This is a genomic window from Nonomuraea gerenzanensis, from assembly GCF_020215645.1.
Classification (GTDB): Bacteria; Actinomycetota; Actinomycetes; order Streptosporangiales; family Streptosporangiaceae; genus Nonomuraea; species Nonomuraea gerenzanensis.
Map to the genome: position 1 here is coordinate 11,783,300 of NZ_CP084058.1, position 16,229 is coordinate 11,799,528.

General features: G+C 70.1%; 15 protein-coding genes and 1 riboswitch. Of the genes, 4 read left to right on the forward strand and 11 right to left on the reverse strand.

Annotated elements, in window-relative coordinates; all coding sequences use genetic code 11:
* Positions 1-63: 63 nt before the first annotated feature.
* Together LCN96_RS54955 and LCN96_RS54960 are read right to left on the reverse strand one after the other, a co-directional pair.
* On the reverse strand, positions 64-1,623 hold the full coding sequence (locus LCN96_RS54955) for an RDD family protein (RefSeq protein WP_225270316.1): 1,560 nt from the start codon (positions 1,621-1,623) through the stop codon (positions 64-66).
* 85 nt (positions 1,624-1,708) lie between these two features.
* On the reverse strand, positions 1,709-2,290 hold the full coding sequence (locus LCN96_RS54960; RefSeq protein WP_225270317.1) for an amino-acid N-acetyltransferase: 582 nt from the start codon (positions 2,288-2,290) through the stop codon (positions 1,709-1,711).
* A gap of 266 nt (positions 2,291-2,556) precedes the next feature.
* Positions 2,557-2,708, forward strand: a riboswitch (cyclic di-AMP (ydaO/yuaA leader).
* 99 nt (positions 2,709-2,807) lie between these two features.
* Between LCN96_RS54960 and LCN96_RS54965 the strand changes: the two genes are divergently transcribed.
* The gene (locus LCN96_RS54965; protein ID WP_225270318.1) at positions 2,808-3,761 is read left to right on the forward strand and encodes a C40 family peptidase; all 954 of its coding nucleotides are present in this window, start codon (positions 2,808-2,810) and stop codon (positions 3,759-3,761) included.
* 69 nt (positions 3,762-3,830) lie between these two features.
* Here LCN96_RS54965 and LCN96_RS54970 read toward each other — a convergent pair whose 3' ends face one another.
* Positions 3,831-4,043, reverse strand: coding sequence for a LuxR C-terminal-related transcriptional regulator (locus tag LCN96_RS54970; RefSeq protein WP_188189233.1), 213 nt, complete (start codon positions 4,041-4,043; stop codon positions 3,831-3,833).
* Between the two features lie 229 nt (positions 4,044-4,272).
* Here LCN96_RS54970 and LCN96_RS54975 point away from each other — a divergent pair, with 229 nt between their 5' ends.
* Complete coding sequence (locus LCN96_RS54975; protein WP_225270319.1) at positions 4,273-5,421, forward strand: cytochrome P450; 1,149 nt, start codon at positions 4,273-4,275, stop codon at positions 5,419-5,421.
* Positions 5,422-5,456: 35 nt separating this feature from the next.
* Here the strand turns inward: LCN96_RS54975 and lysX are convergent, their stop codons facing one another.
* Positions 5,457-6,938, reverse strand: coding sequence for a bifunctional lysylphosphatidylglycerol synthetase/lysine--tRNA ligase LysX (gene lysX / locus LCN96_RS54980; protein WP_225270320.1), 1,482 nt, complete (start codon positions 6,936-6,938; stop codon positions 5,457-5,459).
* Positions 6,939-7,107: 169 nt separating this feature from the next.
* On the opposite strand from lysX, the gene LCN96_RS54985 reads away from it, so the two are divergent.
* Positions 7,108-7,578: a hypothetical protein gene (locus tag LCN96_RS54985; protein WP_225270321.1), complete on the forward strand. Its 471-nt coding sequence runs from the start codon at positions 7,108-7,110 to the stop codon at positions 7,576-7,578.
* A gap of 48 nt (positions 7,579-7,626) precedes the next feature.
* Here LCN96_RS54985 and LCN96_RS54990 read toward each other — a convergent pair whose 3' ends face one another.
* The 6 genes from LCN96_RS54990 to LCN96_RS55015 all read right to left on the reverse strand — a co-directional run bounded on the left by LCN96_RS54990 (position 7,627) and on the right by LCN96_RS55015 (position 13,868).
* Complete coding sequence (locus LCN96_RS54990) at positions 7,627-8,409, reverse strand: type III pantothenate kinase (RefSeq protein ID WP_225270322.1); 783 nt, start codon at positions 8,407-8,409, stop codon at positions 7,627-7,629.
* Between the two features lie 3 nt (positions 8,410-8,412).
* Positions 8,413-10,938 (reverse strand): L-aspartate oxidase, encoded by a 2,526-nt coding sequence (locus LCN96_RS54995; protein WP_225270323.1) that lies wholly within the window; start codon positions 10,936-10,938, stop codon positions 8,413-8,415.
* Between the two features lie 113 nt (positions 10,939-11,051).
* Complete coding sequence (locus LCN96_RS55000) at positions 11,052-11,558, reverse strand: DUF6624 domain-containing protein (RefSeq protein WP_225270324.1); 507 nt, start codon at positions 11,556-11,558, stop codon at positions 11,052-11,054.
* A gap of 19 nt (positions 11,559-11,577) precedes the next feature.
* A complete protein-coding gene (gene panC, locus LCN96_RS55005) occupies positions 11,578-12,414 on the reverse strand; it encodes a pantoate--beta-alanine ligase (RefSeq protein WP_225270325.1) in 837 nt (278 codons plus the stop codon).
* A gap of 22 nt (positions 12,415-12,436) precedes the next feature.
* Complete coding sequence (locus LCN96_RS55010) at positions 12,437-13,327, reverse strand: Rossmann-like and DUF2520 domain-containing protein (protein ID WP_225270326.1); 891 nt, start codon at positions 13,325-13,327, stop codon at positions 12,437-12,439.
* A 310-nt stretch (positions 13,328-13,637) separates the two neighbouring features.
* Complete coding sequence (locus LCN96_RS55015) at positions 13,638-13,868, reverse strand: chaplin family protein (protein ID WP_225270327.1); 231 nt, start codon at positions 13,866-13,868, stop codon at positions 13,638-13,640.
* Positions 13,869-14,060: 192 nt separating this feature from the next.
* On the opposite strand from LCN96_RS55015, the gene LCN96_RS55020 reads away from it, so the two are divergent.
* The gene (locus tag LCN96_RS55020; RefSeq protein ID WP_225270328.1) at positions 14,061-15,023 is read left to right on the forward strand and encodes an SAM-dependent methyltransferase; all 963 of its coding nucleotides are present in this window, start codon (positions 14,061-14,063) and stop codon (positions 15,021-15,023) included.
* A 25-nt stretch (positions 15,024-15,048) separates the two neighbouring features.
* Here the strand turns inward: LCN96_RS55020 and LCN96_RS55025 are convergent, their stop codons facing one another.
* Entirely contained in the window at positions 15,049-16,215 is a 1,167-nt protein-coding gene (locus LCN96_RS55025; RefSeq protein WP_225270329.1) for a cytochrome P450, read from the reverse strand.
* Between the last annotated feature and the right edge of the window lie 14 nt (positions 16,216-16,229).

A 16,229-nucleotide genomic window follows, 5' to 3' on the forward strand; every position in this document is an offset into this window, starting at 1 on the left:
ACAGGTCCACACACAAAACATAGGGGCCGGCGAGGCCGGCCCCTATGTCGTGTCCGCTGCAGACTACTTGATCTTGACCACCACCGTGTTCGCGAACTTGTCCGCGAACGTCTGCTGCAGCGGCTTGTCCCAGAGCTGGGAGGCGCCGTTGAGCGCCACCACGGCCCAGGCCAGCAGGCTGGGGATGACGGTCAGCGGGACGGCGTTGAGGATCCAGCCGCCCCAGGTGGCCGCGGCGCGCTTCAGCGCCGCGTCGGAGGACAGGCCGCCTGGTGGCATGGCCTGGCCCACGTGCACGACCTTGATGCCCATCACCATCTTGCCGACGGTCTGGCCCTTCGCCTTCAGCAGGAAGAAGTCGAAGGCCACCCAGAGCGCCGTCACGATGACCGCCGAGATGATCGTCACCAGCGTCAGCGAGAGGAACCCGCCGCTGCTGCCATCCAGCGTGGAGTAGCTGGCCACGGCGAACAGGCCGAGCACGACACCGACGACGATGTTCACGATGAACAGGATGACGAAGTCGATGATCCTGGCCACCAGGCGCTGCCACCACTCGGCGAGCGGTGCCGGCGCCCCTGGGGGCTGCACGCCGACCGGCTGGCCGTAGGCCTGCCCGTAGCCGGGCTGGCCGTAGCCGCCTTGCCCGTACTGCTGCGGCTGCTGGCCGTAGCCCTGCTGGCCGAACTGCTGCTGCTCGTAGCCCTGCTGGCCGTAACCGGGCTGGCCGTAACCGGGCTGGGCGTAGCCGGGCTGGGACTGCGGCTGCTGACCGTACTGGGCCTGCTGGCCGTAATCCGGCTGCGACTGCTGCTGCTGACCGTAACCCTGCTGGCCGTACTGCTGCTGCTGGTCGTAGCCCTGCTGGCCGTAGCCCGGCTGGGACTGCGGCTGCTGACCGTACTGGGCCTGCTGGCCGTAATCCGGCTGCGACTGCTGCTGCTGACCGTAACCCTGCTGGCCGTACTGCTGCTGCTGGTCGTAGCCCTGCTGGCCGTAGCCCGGCTGGGACTGCGGCTGCTGACCGTACTGGGCCTGCTGGCCGTAATCCGGCTGCGACTGCTGCTGCTGACCGTAACCCTGCTGCTGGCCGTATCCGGGCTGGGACTGCGGCTGCTGGCCGTAGGCGGACTGCTGGCCGGACTGCGGTTGCTGGCCGTAGCCCTGCTGGCCGTACTGCTGCTGCTGGTCGCCGTAGCCCTGCTGCTGGCCGTAGCCCTGCTGGTCGCTGTATTGCTGCTGGCCGTAGCCGGGCTGCGACTGCTGCTGCTGACCGTAGCCCTGCTGCTGGCCGTACTGTCCTTGCTGGCCGTAGCCGGGCTGCGACTGCTGTTGCTGACCGTAACCCTGCTGCTGACCGTACTGCTGCTGCTGGTCGTAGCCCTGCTGGCCGTAGCCTTGCTGCTGCTGGCCGTACTGGGGCTGCTGGCCGTAGCCCTGCTGCTGCCCATGGCCCTGCTGCTGGCCGTATGGGGGCTGCTGGCCGTAGGCGTCGTCCGCCCGGTAGCCGACCACAGTCACGTCCGGGTCGGGCTCGCCAGGGTGGCGGCCCGCGTTGTGCTGCCCGTAAGGGGGATTCTCGCCGGATTCGTCCTGTGGATACGGCGGCTGTCCGGTGCTCACCGTGTCACCTCGCTTCGAGTGCGCATGTGGCACGTGTCAGGACACATGCCTGTGCTGCCCAACGTATCGACATAGGTATCAACAATCACCTTTCCATCTGGTCAAGGTCCGCGTCACCCGATGTCAGATGGAGCAGCATGCGGGTGTTGCCCAGGGTGTTCGGTTTGACGTGTTCCAGGTCGAGGAACTCCGCCACGCCCTCGTCGTACGAGGCCAGGAGTTCGGCGTACACCTCTGGTGAGACCGGTGTGCCCTGAATCGAGCGAAAGCCGTGTCTCGCGAAGAAGTCGACCTCAAAAGTCAGACAGAATACACGTCGCAGACCCAGATCCTTCGCGTGCTGTATCAGCGCCGAGACGATCCGATGGCCGACGCCCATGCCGCGGCACGCCGGATCCACGGCCACGGTGCGGACCTCCGCGAGGTCCTCCCACAACACGTGGAGCGCGCCACAGCCGACAACCTGCCCGCCCCTCTCGGCCACCCAGAACTCCTGCACGTCCTCGTACAGGGTCACCGTGGCCTTCTCCAGAAGCCGCGGGCCCGCGCCCGCATAGGTGTCCACCAGCCGCCTGATCACCCGGACATCGGGCGTGCGGGCACGCCGGACCACGACCGCGCTCTCGGGCTGGGTCTCGGACGTCGCCAGTTCGGCCACCTGCTCCATGGCTCTCCAGAGTACAGATGTCATTACGGCTCAGACCTAACTCCCATGTCTCGCCCCATCCTGTTACATCCGGTGGCCAGCCGAGCACGCTCTCCCCATCTGGCAGAAGCAGCAACGAACGGGACATAAAGCTCGTTCTGCCCGGTCAGGCACGAGATCACCTTGTGACCCTTCGGTTGTGAAACCTCTATGAACTCGGCAGTTCCGGTTGAGCACGAACTCGGAGTGCATTAGTGTCCAGCGACGATGTTCCCCGCGTGTCGCGCGCGCGGGACACGCCCAATCCCCGCGAGGGGAGCCGGGGACCCACCGGCGGCGACCCCCATCGCCCGCCATTCGGGGTGAATCCGAGTTGTTCGGTAGGGCTGCTCCGGCCCGAACCCGTCAGCTAACCCGGTCGGCGTAGAGGAAGGGAGCTTGGTTGGTGAAGCGCACGCGTCACGGCGGAGAGCAGGCGGCGGGCAGGCAGGCCCGCCCTCAGGGGCGTCTCGGGCGATCACGCCGCCTCGGCGGTGTGGTGAGTTTCACAGTGGCCGCGCTCCTGATAGCCATTCCCGTCACCCCGGCGTCCGCGGACCCAGAGCCCTCGCTCCAGGACCTGGCCAAGCAGGTCGAGAAGATGCACACCGAGATCGAGACGCTGACCGAGGAGTACAACGGCCAGCGGGAGAAGCTCAAGACCGCCAAGAAGGCCGCCGACGCCGCACAGAAGACGCTGGCGACCAGTGAGGCCGACCTGGAGGCCAAGCGCGCCAAGGCCGCGCTGCTGGCGCAGAACGCCTACATGACCGGCGGCATGAACCGGATGCTGGCCTTCGCCACCTCCGGCGACCCCGACACCTTCCTCGACCGCGCCGCCACCATGGACGTGCTGGAGCAGCAGCAGGGCGCCGAGGTCAACCAGGTCACGGCGGCCAGGGAGGCCGCCGAGCGGGCCAGGGCCGGCGCCAAGTCACGCATCGACGAGGTGCAGAAGATCGTCGGCGAGCTCGACGGCAAGCGCGACAAGATCACCAAGCTGGTCACCAAGGTCGAGAGCAACCTGTTCAGGCGGGCGCTGGGCGAGGCCGGCCGGCCCGGTACGCGGGCGCAGCGCGTCAACCTGCCCATCGTCGGCAGCGGCAAGGCGGCACAGGCGGCGCGGTGGGCGCTGACGCAGCAGCTCAAGCCGTACGTCTGGGGCGCCGAGGGGCCCAGCTCCTACGACTGCTCCGGCCTCGTCATGGCGGCCTACCAGAAGGTCGGCATCTCACTGCCGCACTACACCGGCAGCCAGTGGACCGCGGGCAGGCACATCTCGCGCGAGGAGCTGCGCCCGGGCGACCTGGTGTTCTTCTACAACGACCTGCACCACGTGGGCATCTACCTCGGCGGCGGGATGATGGTGCACGCGCCGCAGACCGGAGACGTCGTGCGGATCGCCTCGATCGCCAACAGGCCGTTCGCCGGAGCGGTCCGCATCGCCGACTGACCGCCCACCGGAGCGGTCCGCATCGCCGGCTGACCGCCCACCGGCGCCCCTCCCCCTGGGCACCCGCCGCTAGATCAGCTGGCGGCGCGCCGCCCACGCCACGGCCTCGATCGCCGTGGCGACGCCTATGCGGTCACAGATGCCGCGTAATCTCCGGCGCACGGTGCGCCCGCTGATATCCAGCCGTCTGCCCACCCGGTCGACCGTGACCCCCTTGGCCAGCTCCGCCAGTAACGCAAGATCCGCATGGGTCAGCTCAACACCTTCTGTGAGCACATCCATCGGGAGCCCTCCCCCCCAACAGGTGAACTTGGGCCTCGGGACCGGGCCGAAGTCGCTCCTCGCAGACCGTAAACGCATCCTGGAAAGGTCGTCAAGCATGACAATCTCTGCTCTTGACGAGCGCTATTGACATGATCCGATATATGTGACCTACTCGCGATATGTCGGCACCGATCAGCTCGGGATAAACGATCTCATGGAGCCTTCCGGCCCTCCGGATCCAGCGGTTTTGAGCCCGGCTGACGTCCTGGGTTTTGATCCGTTCGATCGGGCATTTCTGCGTGATCCTTACTCCCGTTATCGCGAGCTGAGCACGCGCGGCGCCCTCTTCCGTACGCGCGCGGGCCTGCTCGTCGCCACCACCCACGAGCTCTGCTCGACCCTGCTGCGCGATCCGCGCTTCGGCCGCGGCCCGCGCGGCCAGGACAGCGGAGACCCAGGTCAGCCCACCGCCTCGTTCCTGTGGCTGGACCCGCCCGACCACACGAGGCTGCGCGCCCTGGTGAGCAGGGCGTTCACCCCGCGCATGGTCGAACGGCTGCGCCCGCGCGTGGAGTCGATCGCCGCCTCGCTGATCCGCGCGCTACCCGAGGAGGCCGACCTGGTGTCCGGGCTGGCCTACCCGCTGCCCGTCATGGTGATCAGCGAGATGCTCGGGGTGCCCGCCGAGGACCACGAACGCTTTCGCGGCTGGAGCGAGAAGCTGGCGCGCGGCCTTGACCCGATGCTTACAGCAGACCTCTTATCGGAAACCGGGCGGGCCAGAAAGGAGTTCGGCGACTACTTCCGTGAGCTGGCCGCGCTCAGGCGGGAGCGGCCCGGCGACGACCTGCTGAGCGCCCTGACCCGCGTCCAGGAGCTCACCGAGGCCGAGCTGCTGGCCACCTGCGTGCTGCTGCTCGTGGCCGGCCACGAGACGACCGTGAACCTCATCGCCAACGGCGTGCCGGCCCTGCTGCGGCACGGGCTGCTGCCGGAGGCGGCACGACGGCCCAAGCACGTGGTGGAGGAGGTGCTGCGCTACGACCCGCCGGTGCAGCTCACCTCCAGAGTGGCCCTGGAGGACGTGTCGCTGGGCGGGACGCCGGTGCCGAAGGGCACGATGGTGATGGCGGTGATAGGCGCGGCCAATCGCGACCCGACGGTCTTTCCCGATCCGGACCATTTCGACGTGACTCGCTCACCGGAGCGGCACCTCGCCTTCGGGCTCGGCATCCACTTCTGCCTCGGCGCCACGCTGGCGCGGATGGAGGGCGAGATCGCGCTGTCGGCCCTGGCCTCGGCGGCGCCGGGGATGAAGCTGATCGAGCCGGAGCCGCCGTACAAGGAGAACGTGGTGCTGCGCGGGCTGGCGTCGCTGCCCGTGCGGCTGCGCTGAACCCCGGCCGGTGTGCCGGCCGGGGTCGCGAACCCTTACTGGGTGGGCTTGACCAGCGGGAACAGGATGGTCTCGCGGATGTTCCTCCCGGTGAACGCCATGATCATCCGGTCGATGCCCGCGCCCATGCCACCGGTGGGCGGCATGGCGTACTCCAGCGCCTGCAGGAAGTCCTCGTCGAGCTGCATGGCCTCCGGGTCGCCCCCGGCGGCCAGCAGCGACTGCTCGACCAGGCGGCGGCGCTGGTCGATCGGGTCGTTCAGCTCGGAGAAGGCGGTGCCCAGCTCGGTGCCGAACCCGATCAGGTCCCACTTCTCGGTCAGCAGCGGGTCGTCGCGGTGCACGCGGGCCAGCGGCGAGGTCTCCAGCGGGTAGTCCATCACGAACGTGGGCTGGATCAGCGTGTGCTCCACCAGCTCCTCGAACAGCTCCTGGACGAGCTTGCCCGCGCCCCACTTCGGGTCCCAGTGGATCTCGCGCCGATCGGCGATCTTGCGCAGCTCCTCCAGGCTGGTGGCGGTGGTGATCTCCTCGCCCACGGCCTCCGAGACCAGGTGGTGCAGCGGGATGCGGGGCCACTGCGCGCCGCCGAGATCGACCTCCGTGCCCTCGTGCACGACCACCGTGCTGTCGAGCGAGGCCAGGGCGGCCCGCTGGATCATCCGCTGGGTCAGGTCGGCCATGTCGTGATAGTCGAGGTAGGTGCCGTACGCCTCGACCATGGTGAACTCGGGGTTGTGCGTGGAGTCCGCGCCCTCGTTGCGGAAGGTCCGGCTGATCTCGAAGACCTTCTCGATGCCGCCCACCACGAGCCGCTTGAGGTAGAGCTCGATCGCGATGCGAAGGTAGAGCTCCATGTCGTAGGCGTTGATGTGGGTCTTGAACGGCCGGGCCGCGGCGCCGCCGTGGATCGGCTGCAGCATCGGCGTCTCGACCTCGAGGTAGCCCTCCTCGTGCCAGAAGTCGCGCACCGCGCGCACGGCGGCGCTGCGCACGCGGGCCATCTTCCTTGCCTCGTCGTTGACGATGAGGTCGACGTAGCGCTGGCGGACCCGCGCCTCGGGGTCGGTGAGCCCGATGTGCTTCTCCGGCAGCGGGCGCAGGCACTTGGCGGTGATCTGCCAGCTGTCGGCGAGGATCGACAGCTCGCCGCGGCGGGAGGTGATGACCTCACCCACCACCCCGACGTGGTCGCCCAGGTCGACGTCGCGCTTCCAGCTCGCCAGCGACTCCTCGCCCACCTTGTCGAGCGAGATCATCACCTGCAGGTCGGCGCTGCCGTCGCGGATCGTGGCGAAGCACAGCTTGCCGCCCACGCGGTTGAGCATGACGCGCCCGACCACGGCGACCTGGTCGCCGGTGGCGGTGTCGGGCTCCAGGCCCTGGTATTTCTCCCTGACCTCGGCGTTGGTCGCCGTGCGTGGGAAATTCACCGGGTAAGGGTCGACGCCCTCGCTGCGAAGGCGGTCGAGCTTCTCCCTCCGGATGCGCATCTGCTCGGGAAGTTCGTCGCTCACAACAACAAAGGGTAGGGGATATGGCGAACTGCAAGGGCTCGTCGGCCCGCTGAAGGAACGCTGCAGGGCCGCTGAAGGAACGCTGCAAGAGCCCCGGTTTACAACTTTCTTACGAGCTCGGGGGGGAGCCGGTAGGGAACCGGTCCAAAGGGAGCTCGAGGAGAGAAAGATGTTCAAGAAGATCGCGACCGGTCTCGCCGCTGTCGCCGCGACCACCGCCGTTGCCCTGGCGATGCCGGCCTCGGCCCAGGCGAGCTCGTACGACTACGCCGACGACTGGGGCCCCGTCTACGCCAAGCACGGCCTGGCCAAGGCGCAGGGCTGGATCGGTGTCGACTGGGACCACCACGGCGAGTCGAACGAGGTCAAGGTCAGGGGCAGGCTGTTCGACCGCGACGCGCGTACCTATGAAGAGGGCGGCAAGTGCGCGTACGTCCAGTTCGAGGCCAGCGACTTCGACCACGAGTGGTCCCCCGTCTACGCCAAGAAGTACTGCGGCTACCCCGGCTACAAGAAGTTCGGCTTCGAGGAGCACGACGTCTTCAGCCTGCGCGTGAAGGTCTGCCAGGTCGGCCCGCACGGGGGTTACCCCAAGAAGTGCGGTCCCTGGGAGTACCTCTACACCGCCGAGAGCGAGTGACCTAGAAGAAGGAACGGCCCCCGCGTGTCGCGGGGGCCGTTCCTTCTGTCATGAGGCGTTGCGGTGGTAGACCAGCCGGAGCCCGATGAGGGTGAGCCACGGCTCGTGCACGTCGATCGAGCGGGACTCGCCCACCACCAGGGCGGCGTGCCCGCCGGTGGCCACCACGGTGACGTCGTCGGGGTCGTCGGCCAGCTCGGCCGCCATGCGCTCGACGATGCCGTCCACCTGGCCGGCGAAGCCGTAGATGATGCCCGCCTGGAGCGCCTCGACGGTGTTCTTGGCGATCACCGAGCGCGGCCTGACCAGCTCGACCTTGTGCAGCTGCGCGCCGGCGGCGGCGAGCGCGTCCACGGAGATCTCGATGCCGGGGGCGGTGACGGCGCCGACGTACTCGCCCTTGGCCGAGACCGCGTCGAAGGAGGTGGCGGTGCCGAAGTCGACGATGACGCAGGGACCGCCGTACTGGTCGATGGCGGCCAGCGCGTTCACGATGCGGTCGCTGCCGACCTCCTTGGGGTTGTCCATGCGCACGGGCACCCCGGTGCGGATGCCCGGCTCCACGATCACCGCGTTCACGTCGCCGTAGTAGCGGCGGCACATCTCGCGCATCTCGTTCAGCACACTGGGCACGGTGGAGCAGATGGCGATGCCGTCGACGTCGGCCCCCTTCAGCAGCGGCGACTGGGCCAGCAAGCCTTGCAGGACGACTGCGATCTCGTCGGCGGTGCGGCGGGCGTCGGTGGCCAGCCTCCAGTGCTCGATGACGTCCTCGCCCTCGAACAGCCCCAGCACCGTGTGCGTGTTGCCGACGTCGATCGTGAGCAGCATCAATTACCCCCGCAGATCCAGTGCGATGTCAAGGGCCGGCGCTGAGTGCGTTAGCGCTCCCACCGCAAGGTAGTCGACGCCAGTTTCCGCCACATCATGGGCCGATTCCAAGGTCAATCCCCCGCTCGCCTCAAGCGCAACCCTGTTTTTCGCCCGATTTTTCACGACATGTACGGCCCGAGCTGTGTCTTCGACCGTGAAGTTGTCCAGCAGGATCAGCTCGGCCCCCTCGTCCAGCACGGGGTCGAGCTGGTCGAGCCGGTCGATCTCCACCTCGATCGGCAGGTCCGGGTAGCGCTCCCTGACCGCCCTGAACGCCTCGGCCACGCCCCCGGCGGCCACCACGTGGTTGTCCTTGATCAGCGCGGCGTCCGACAGCGACATCCGGTGGTTGACGCCGCCGCCGCAGCGTACCGCGTACTTCTCCAGGGCCCGCAGCCCCGGCAGCGTCTTGCGGCTGTCGCGCACGCGGGCGGTGGTGCCGCTGATCGCCTCGACCCAGCGGGCGGTCAGCGTGGCCACCCCGGACAGGTGGGTGAGCAGGTTGAGGGCGGTGCGCTCGGCCGTCAGCAGGGCGCGCACCGGGCCCTCGACGGTCATCAGCACGTCGCCGGCCCTGACCTGCTCGCCGTCCTTGGCCACGCGCTCGGCGCGGGCCGCGCCCAGCCGGACGAACACCGCCTCCGCCACCGCCAGCCCGGCCACGACGCCGTCCTTGCGGGCCACCACGTCGGCGACCGAGCGCTGGCCGGCGGGGATGGTGGCCAGGCTCGTGACGTCGCCCGCCTCCTGCAGGTCCTCGGCGAGCGCCCGGCCGATCAGCGCGTCCACCTCGGCCGGGTCCAGCCCGGCGGCGGTCAGCTCGTGCGCCAGGCGCGACGGCATCGTGTCGCCGTGCGGCGTGTAGGTCATGCGCGTGCCCTCCTCGGTCAGGGTCACGTCGAGGTGACCCAGCCATTCGTTGTCGTCGCGGGTCTCGTGGTCCTCGCGCCAGTGTGAACCGCGCGTCTCCAGCCGGGCCGCCGCCGCGCCGGTGAGGACGGTGGCCACGGTGAGCAGGTTCGTGGCCTCCCAGGACTCGGTGCGGGGCGGCACCCGGACCGGGGTCCAGCGGGCGTCGCGCAGCGCCCTGGCGGTGGCCATCAGCGACTCGCGGCTGCGCAGCACGCTCGCCCCCGTGCTCATGTGAGCCTGGATCCGCGGCCTGACCCGGGGGTCCACCAGCCCGTCCACGGCCGTGTTCGGCACCGGCTCGCCCGGCGCGGGGCATACGGCGTGGATGTCCTCGGCGATGCGCTCGGCGAAGACCAGTCCTTCGAGCAGGGAGTTGGAGGCCAGCCGGTTGGCGCCGTGCACGCCGGTGCAGGCGACCTCGCCGCAGGCGTACAGGCCGTCGATGGAGGTGCGGCCGCGCAGGTCCGTACGGACGCCGCCGCTGGCGTAGTGGGCGGCGGGCGAGACCGGGATGGGCTGCGTGGCCGGGTCGATGCCGTGCTCGCGGCAGACCGCGTAGATCGTCGGGAAGCGCGACTCCCACTTGTCGCGGCCGAAGTGCCGGCCGTCCAGGTAGACGTGGTCGCGCCCGGTCTCGCGGATCACGCGCATGATGGCCTTGGCCACCACGTCGCGCGGCGCCAGGTCGGCCAGCTCGTGCACGCCCGCCATGAACCGGTTGCCCTCATGGTCGGTCAGGTAGGCGCCCTCGCCCCTGACCGCCTCCGAGATCAGCGGCTGCTGGCCGGTCGAGGACTCACCGAGCCACAGCACGGTCGGGTGGAACTGCACGAACTCGATGTCCCGCACCACGGCTCCGGCCCGCAGGGCGAGTGCCACTCCGTCACCGGTGGAGACGGCCGGGTTGGTGGTGGCCGCGTAGATCTGGCCCATGCCGCCGGTGGCCAGCACCACCGCCCTGGCCCGCACCGCGCCGACGCCGTCACGCGCGCCCTCGCCCATGACGTGCAGCGTCACTCCCCTGGCCCGGCCCCTGGCGTCCTTGAGCAGGTCGAGCACGAGCGCGTGCTCGATCACCTCGATCCGGCCGGCCCTGACCGCCTCGACGAGCGCCCGCTGCACCTCCGCGCCGGTGGCGTCGCCGCCCGCGTGCACGATCCTGTGCCGCCGGTGCCCGCCCTCCCTGGTGAGCTGGAGCTCCCCGTCGGAGGTGCGGTCGAAGCGGGCGCCCCGCTCCATGAGCCGCCGGACCGCGCCGGGGCCCTCGGTCACCAGCGTGCGCACCGCCCGCACGTCGCACAGCCCCACTCCGGCGACCAGCGTGTCGTTCAGATGCTCCTCGGGGGTGTCGCGGGGGTCGAGCACGGCCGCGATGCCGCCCTGGGCCCAGCGGGTGGAGCCCGCCTCCAGCACGTCCTTGGTGACGACCAGGACCTTGGCCGTGGGCTCCAGCTCGGCGTAGTGCAGGGCCACGGTCAGGCCCGCGACGCCGGAGCCCACGACGACCACGTCCGCCTCGACGGTCCAGCCGGGCTCCGGCGCGGTCAGACGCAGGGGGATCACCGGTGCGCTCATGGGGGTCTCCTCACTGAGGCGATCTCGTCAAGATGACGATAATCGCCCGGAGCGGCGATATTCGTCAATATGACGATAACGCCTGGAGTGACAGGAACATGCCCCGGGGGTGCTCAGGGGCTCCCGGTCTTCTTGATGAACGCCTCGTAATCGGCGAACGGCTCCAGCCCCATGGCCCGGCGGCGCTCGTCCAGCAGGTCGGGATCCTCGATCGGCATGGGCTCCAGGCCGTCGCCGCCGTTGTGGAACTGGGTGCCGTAGAGCTGGGGCCGGCCGGAGCGCACGCGGACGCGGTCCACGAGGTAGGCGAAGTCGTGCGGGGAGGCCTCGTCCGAGTCCACCGCGTCGGCCATCAGCTCGTGGAACAGGCGCTGCACGGCCCGCGAGGTCGCGTGCTGCGCCAGCAGCCAGGCCGCGCGCGCCGCCCGCTCCCCCACCTGGGAGATCAGCGGCCAGCCCCGGGTGGCGACGACGGAGTAGAGCCAGGCGGTGTTGCCCTCGTCGAGGCGCTGCAGGCGCGCGAGCCTCTTGTCGCCGGGGAAGCCCTTGGCCGGGTCACGCATGGCCTGGTCCATCTCCATGCGCCGGAGCAGTTCGTCCCGCAGCTCCTCATCCGTCATGCACCGACGGTAAACCGCCTCAGGCGGGATTCAAGGTGAGGGTGACGTTGTCGATCAGCCGGGTGCTGCCCACCCTGGCCGCCACCGCGAGCACGGCCAGGCCCTCGTAGCTGTCGCTCACCTCGGCGAACGTGGCCGGGTCGACCAGGGCCAGGTAGTCGACATCGAGCTCGGGGCCGGCCTCGTCGAGCACCGCGCGCGCGGTCCGCCGGATCTCGTCCGGGGTGAGCCGGGCCGCGCCCGCCCTCAGGGCCCGCGAGAGTGCCAGCGCCACCCGGCGGTCGCCGTCGGACAGGTAGCGGTTGCGGCTGGACAGGGCCAGGCCGTCGGGCTCGCGGACGGTCGGCGCGCCCAGGATCTCGATCGGCAGGTCGAGGTCGGCGACCATGCGGCGGATCAGGGCGAGCTGCTGGGCGTCCTTCTGGCCGAACACCGCCAGGTCGGGCTGCACCAGGTTGAACAGCTTGAGCACCACCGTGAGCACGCCGTCGAAGTGCCCCGGCCGGAAGGCGCCCTCGACGATCCGGCCCATCTCGCCGGCGGAGACGCTCACCTGGCGGTCGGCGGCGTACATGTCCTCGGGCGCGGGATGGAAGACGACCTCCACGCCTTCGGCCCGGCACACATCAAGATCGGCCTCAAATGTACGTGGATAACGCGAAAAATCCTCGTTAGGCCCGAATTGGAGGGGATTGACGAAAATGCTGACCACCACCTGATCGGCGCGCACCCGGGCCTGCCTGATCAGCGACCGGTGGCCCTCGTGGAGCGCCCCCATGGTCGGCACCAGCGCCACCGTGCCGGCACGGCGTGCCTTGACCAGGTCTTCCCGGCCCTTGGCGACGATCAGCTCCATAACAGCCCTCCCAACGCGACGGTCAGGTCCATATATTGCCCCCCAGTGCGTCGAGCAGCCGCTCCGCCTCCTCCGGTTTGAGCAACCCCGCAGCCAGCGCCCGGTCCGCGGTCAGCCGGGCCAGCGCGACGTAGGCGTCGGCCGCCTCGGGAGCGGCCAGGATGAGCGCGTCGACGTGCTTGCGCACGGTGCCCGCGTCGCCGCGGACGACCGGGCCGGTCAGGCCGGCGATGCCCAGCCGCAGCACGTTGTCGAGCGCCGCGCCCAGCAGCGGGCCCAGCATGCGGCCCGGATGCTCGACCCCGATGCCGCGCAGCAGGTCGGAGGACTCGGCGATGAGCGTGACCATGTGGTTGGCCGCGTTGGCGAGGGCCGCGTGGTAGAGCGGGCGGTCGGCGTCGGCGATCCACACCGGCTCGCCGCCCATCTCGATCACCAGCGCCTCGGCGACGGGCCGCAGCAGCTCGGGGGCCGTGACGCCGTAGGAGATGCCGGTGAGCTTGTTGAGGTCGTCGTCCCTGCCCGTGAACGTCATCACCGGGTGCAGGGCGAGCGGCAGCGCACCCGCCTCGGCCGCCGGGTCGAGCACCGACAGCCCGTACGCGCCGCTGGTGTGCACCAGCATCTTGCCCTTGAGGTCGGCACCGGTGCTGGCCAGCCCGCTGACGAGGTCGGGCAGCGGGTCGTCGGGCACGGTGAGCAGGACGAGCTGGGCCGCCGCCACCACCTCGTCGGGCCGCGACAGCGTGACGCCGAGCCGGTCGGCCGCCCATCGCCGCGAGTTGTCCGACACGCCGCTGGCAGCCACCACCCTGTGCCCGGCCTGCGCCAACGCGGCGCCGAGCGCGGAGCCGACCTTGCCCGCCCCCAGCACGCCGACGGTCAGCCGTGCCGGGCGATCCCCTGCGTCCATGACGTCTCACCCCTGTCGACCGTGATGGCACTGCCGACCAGCGTAACGGCCCCTCAGGGTGGTGGGCGTGACCGGTGTTTTGCCGCGCGTTGAGTTATTCGCAAAAGCGACAAGGGCATACAAACCGTGCACCCCCTGTCGGAAGAGATGAGGAGAGGGGTTCATCGCACGGCAGCGGGCGCCAGGTCCCGGATCGAGGCCCGACGCCCGCGCGATGCGACCTCTTGGAGGTGCGCCGATCGGTCATCCGCCGACTGACCGACCGGAGGAAGAGCCCGGGCCGACCTGCGTCGGCCCGGGCTCTTTCCCATCAGTAGTGGTGGGGAGCGTGCACGCCGGCGCCGCCCTTGCAGCCGGCCACCGCGACGCCGATGACGGCCACGGCGTTGCCACAGATGTTGATCGGGGCAGTGATCGGGGCGACCACCTGGTTGCCGGAGATCACACCACCGCTGCCGTCGGTGATGATGTCGGCGTGCGCCGGGACCGCCAGCGACAGCATGGCGACGGCTCCGGTGACGACCAGGACCTTCTTCAGCACGAGGGCTCCTCTCGGGTATCGCGGCACTGGGGCCGCGGGTGCATGTTCGGGAGCGGTCGGCTTCGGCCAATTGGGGGTTGGCGGAACGCTACCGCTCGGTGACAATGGGTAAACGTTACCGCAAGGTTGCGACCTTGAGTAGTCATACGCTGACGGTGCGTGCCAGTCGGAAGTCATGAGATAGTCCAGGGCATGTGGCTCACCTGGCGCGTCGCAACGGAGCGCGCGCTGTACGGCGAGGAGGGCTTCTACCTCCGCGAACGCCCGTCAGGCCACTTCCGCACCTCGGTCAGCGCCTCGGCGGCCTTCGCCGAGGCGGTGCTGGCCCTGCTCGCGGAGGTGGACACGGACCTGGGCGGCCCAGACGTGCTCGACCTGGTCGACATCGGCGCCGGCGAGGGGGTGCTGGTGACGCAGGTGCTGGAGGCGGCCGAGCCGCGGCTGCGCGACCGGCTGCGCGTCACGGCCGTGGACCTCTCGCCCCGACCGGCGGGGCTGCCGGAGCGGATCGAGTGGTCACCGGGCCTGCCGTCGGAGATCACGGGGCTGGCCATCGCCAACGAATGGCTCGACAACGTGCCGCTCGACGTGGTCGAGCAGACCCCCGAGGGGCCCCGGCTGGTCCTGGTCGACGCGCACACGGGCGAGGAACGCCTCGGCGGCCCGCTGCGGCCGGCCGACCGGAGCTGGCTGGAGCGGTGGTGGCCGCTCGGCCGCGTGGGCTCGCGGGCCGAGATCGGGCGGCCCCGCGACGAGGCGTGGGCGTCGGTCCTGGTACGGCTCACCAGGGGGCGAGCGATCGCCATCGATTATGCACACCCTGTGGACAACCGGCCGCTGCATGGCACGCTCACCGGCTACCGCGACGGGGCGGTCGTCGCCCCCGTACCCGACGGGACCTGCGACATCACCGCTCACGTCGCACTGGACGCGTGCGCAGAGGCGGGGCGGCGGGCCGGTGCGATATCCACAACCTTGTCCACACAGCGGGAGGCGTTGCGCGAGCTGGGGCTCACCGGGGAGCGGCCGCCGCTGGAGCTGGCCCGCTCCGATCCGCGCGGCTACCTCCGGGCCCTCGCCAGGGCCTCGGAGGAGGGCGAGCTGATCGACGCGTCGGGGCTGGGCGGCTTCGGCTGGCTCAGCCAGTCGAAATGAGCACAGTCATGCGAGCCGATCACCGTCAGGCGCCGGTCGCGGTGAGCTCCAGCGCGTGCAGGCCGCGGATGACGTAGCCGGGCTTCCACGAGGGCTCCTGGCGCAGCTCCAGCGTGGCCGCCCGGTCCAGCAGCGCGCCGAACGACTCCAGCAGCTCGATCCTGGCCAGCGGCGCGCCCAGGCAGAAGTGGATCCCGGCGCCGAAGGAGATGTGCGGGTTGTCGGCGCGGCCGACGTCCAGCCGGTCCGGGTCCGCGAACACCGCCGGGTCCCGGTTCGCGGACCCGAACAGCAGCGCCACCTCCGAGCCGCGCGGGATCCGCACGCCGTGCACCTCGATGTCCTCCAGCACCCAGCGCTCGAACATCTGCAGCGGCGTGTCCCACCGCATCAGCTCCTCGATCGCGGTGGGCAGCAGCGAGCGGTCGGCCCGCAGCCTGGCCAGCTCTCCGGGGTTCCTGAACAGGGACCACCAGCCGTTGCCCGTCACGTTCACGGTGGCCTCGTGACCGGCGTTGAGCAGCAGCACGCAGGTGCCGACCAGCTCGTCCTCGGTCAGCTCGTCGATCTGGGTGAGCGCGCTGACCAGGTCGTCGCCGGGGTCGCGGCGGCGCTGGGCGGCCAGGCTCCTGAGGTAGCCGGAGAACTCCGAGGCCGCGCGGACCGCGGTGTGCTGGGCCTCGGGCGACGGGTTGAGCTCGTACATGCCGCAGATGTCGGCGGACCAGGGGCGCAGCAGGTGGCGATCCTGGTCGGGGATGCCGAGCATCTCCGCGATCACGGTGACCGGGAGCGGCTCGGCCACCTCGGCGATCAGGTCGCCGCCGCCCTTGGCCACGTACGCGTCCACGAGGCCCTCGGCGATGGCCCGGACGCGGGGACGCAGCGACTCGACCATGCGCGGGGTGAACGCCTTGGAGACCAGCCGGCGCAACCTGGTGTGCACCGGCGGCTCCACGTCCAGCATGCCCGCTCTGATCACCCGCCAGAACGGCTCCTGGAACTCCGGCTCCGGCGGCCTGCCGAACTCCTCGTGAGTGGCCACGTGCAGGTAGGAGCGGCCCAACCGGCGGTCTCTGAGCAGCGCGTTCACGTCGGCGTGCCGCGCGATGAGCCACTGGCCCGTCGGCTCGAAGTAGCTGACGGGCGCCTCGCGCCTCAGCTCGTCGTAGACCCGGTAGGGATAAGCCACAAAATCCGGATTCC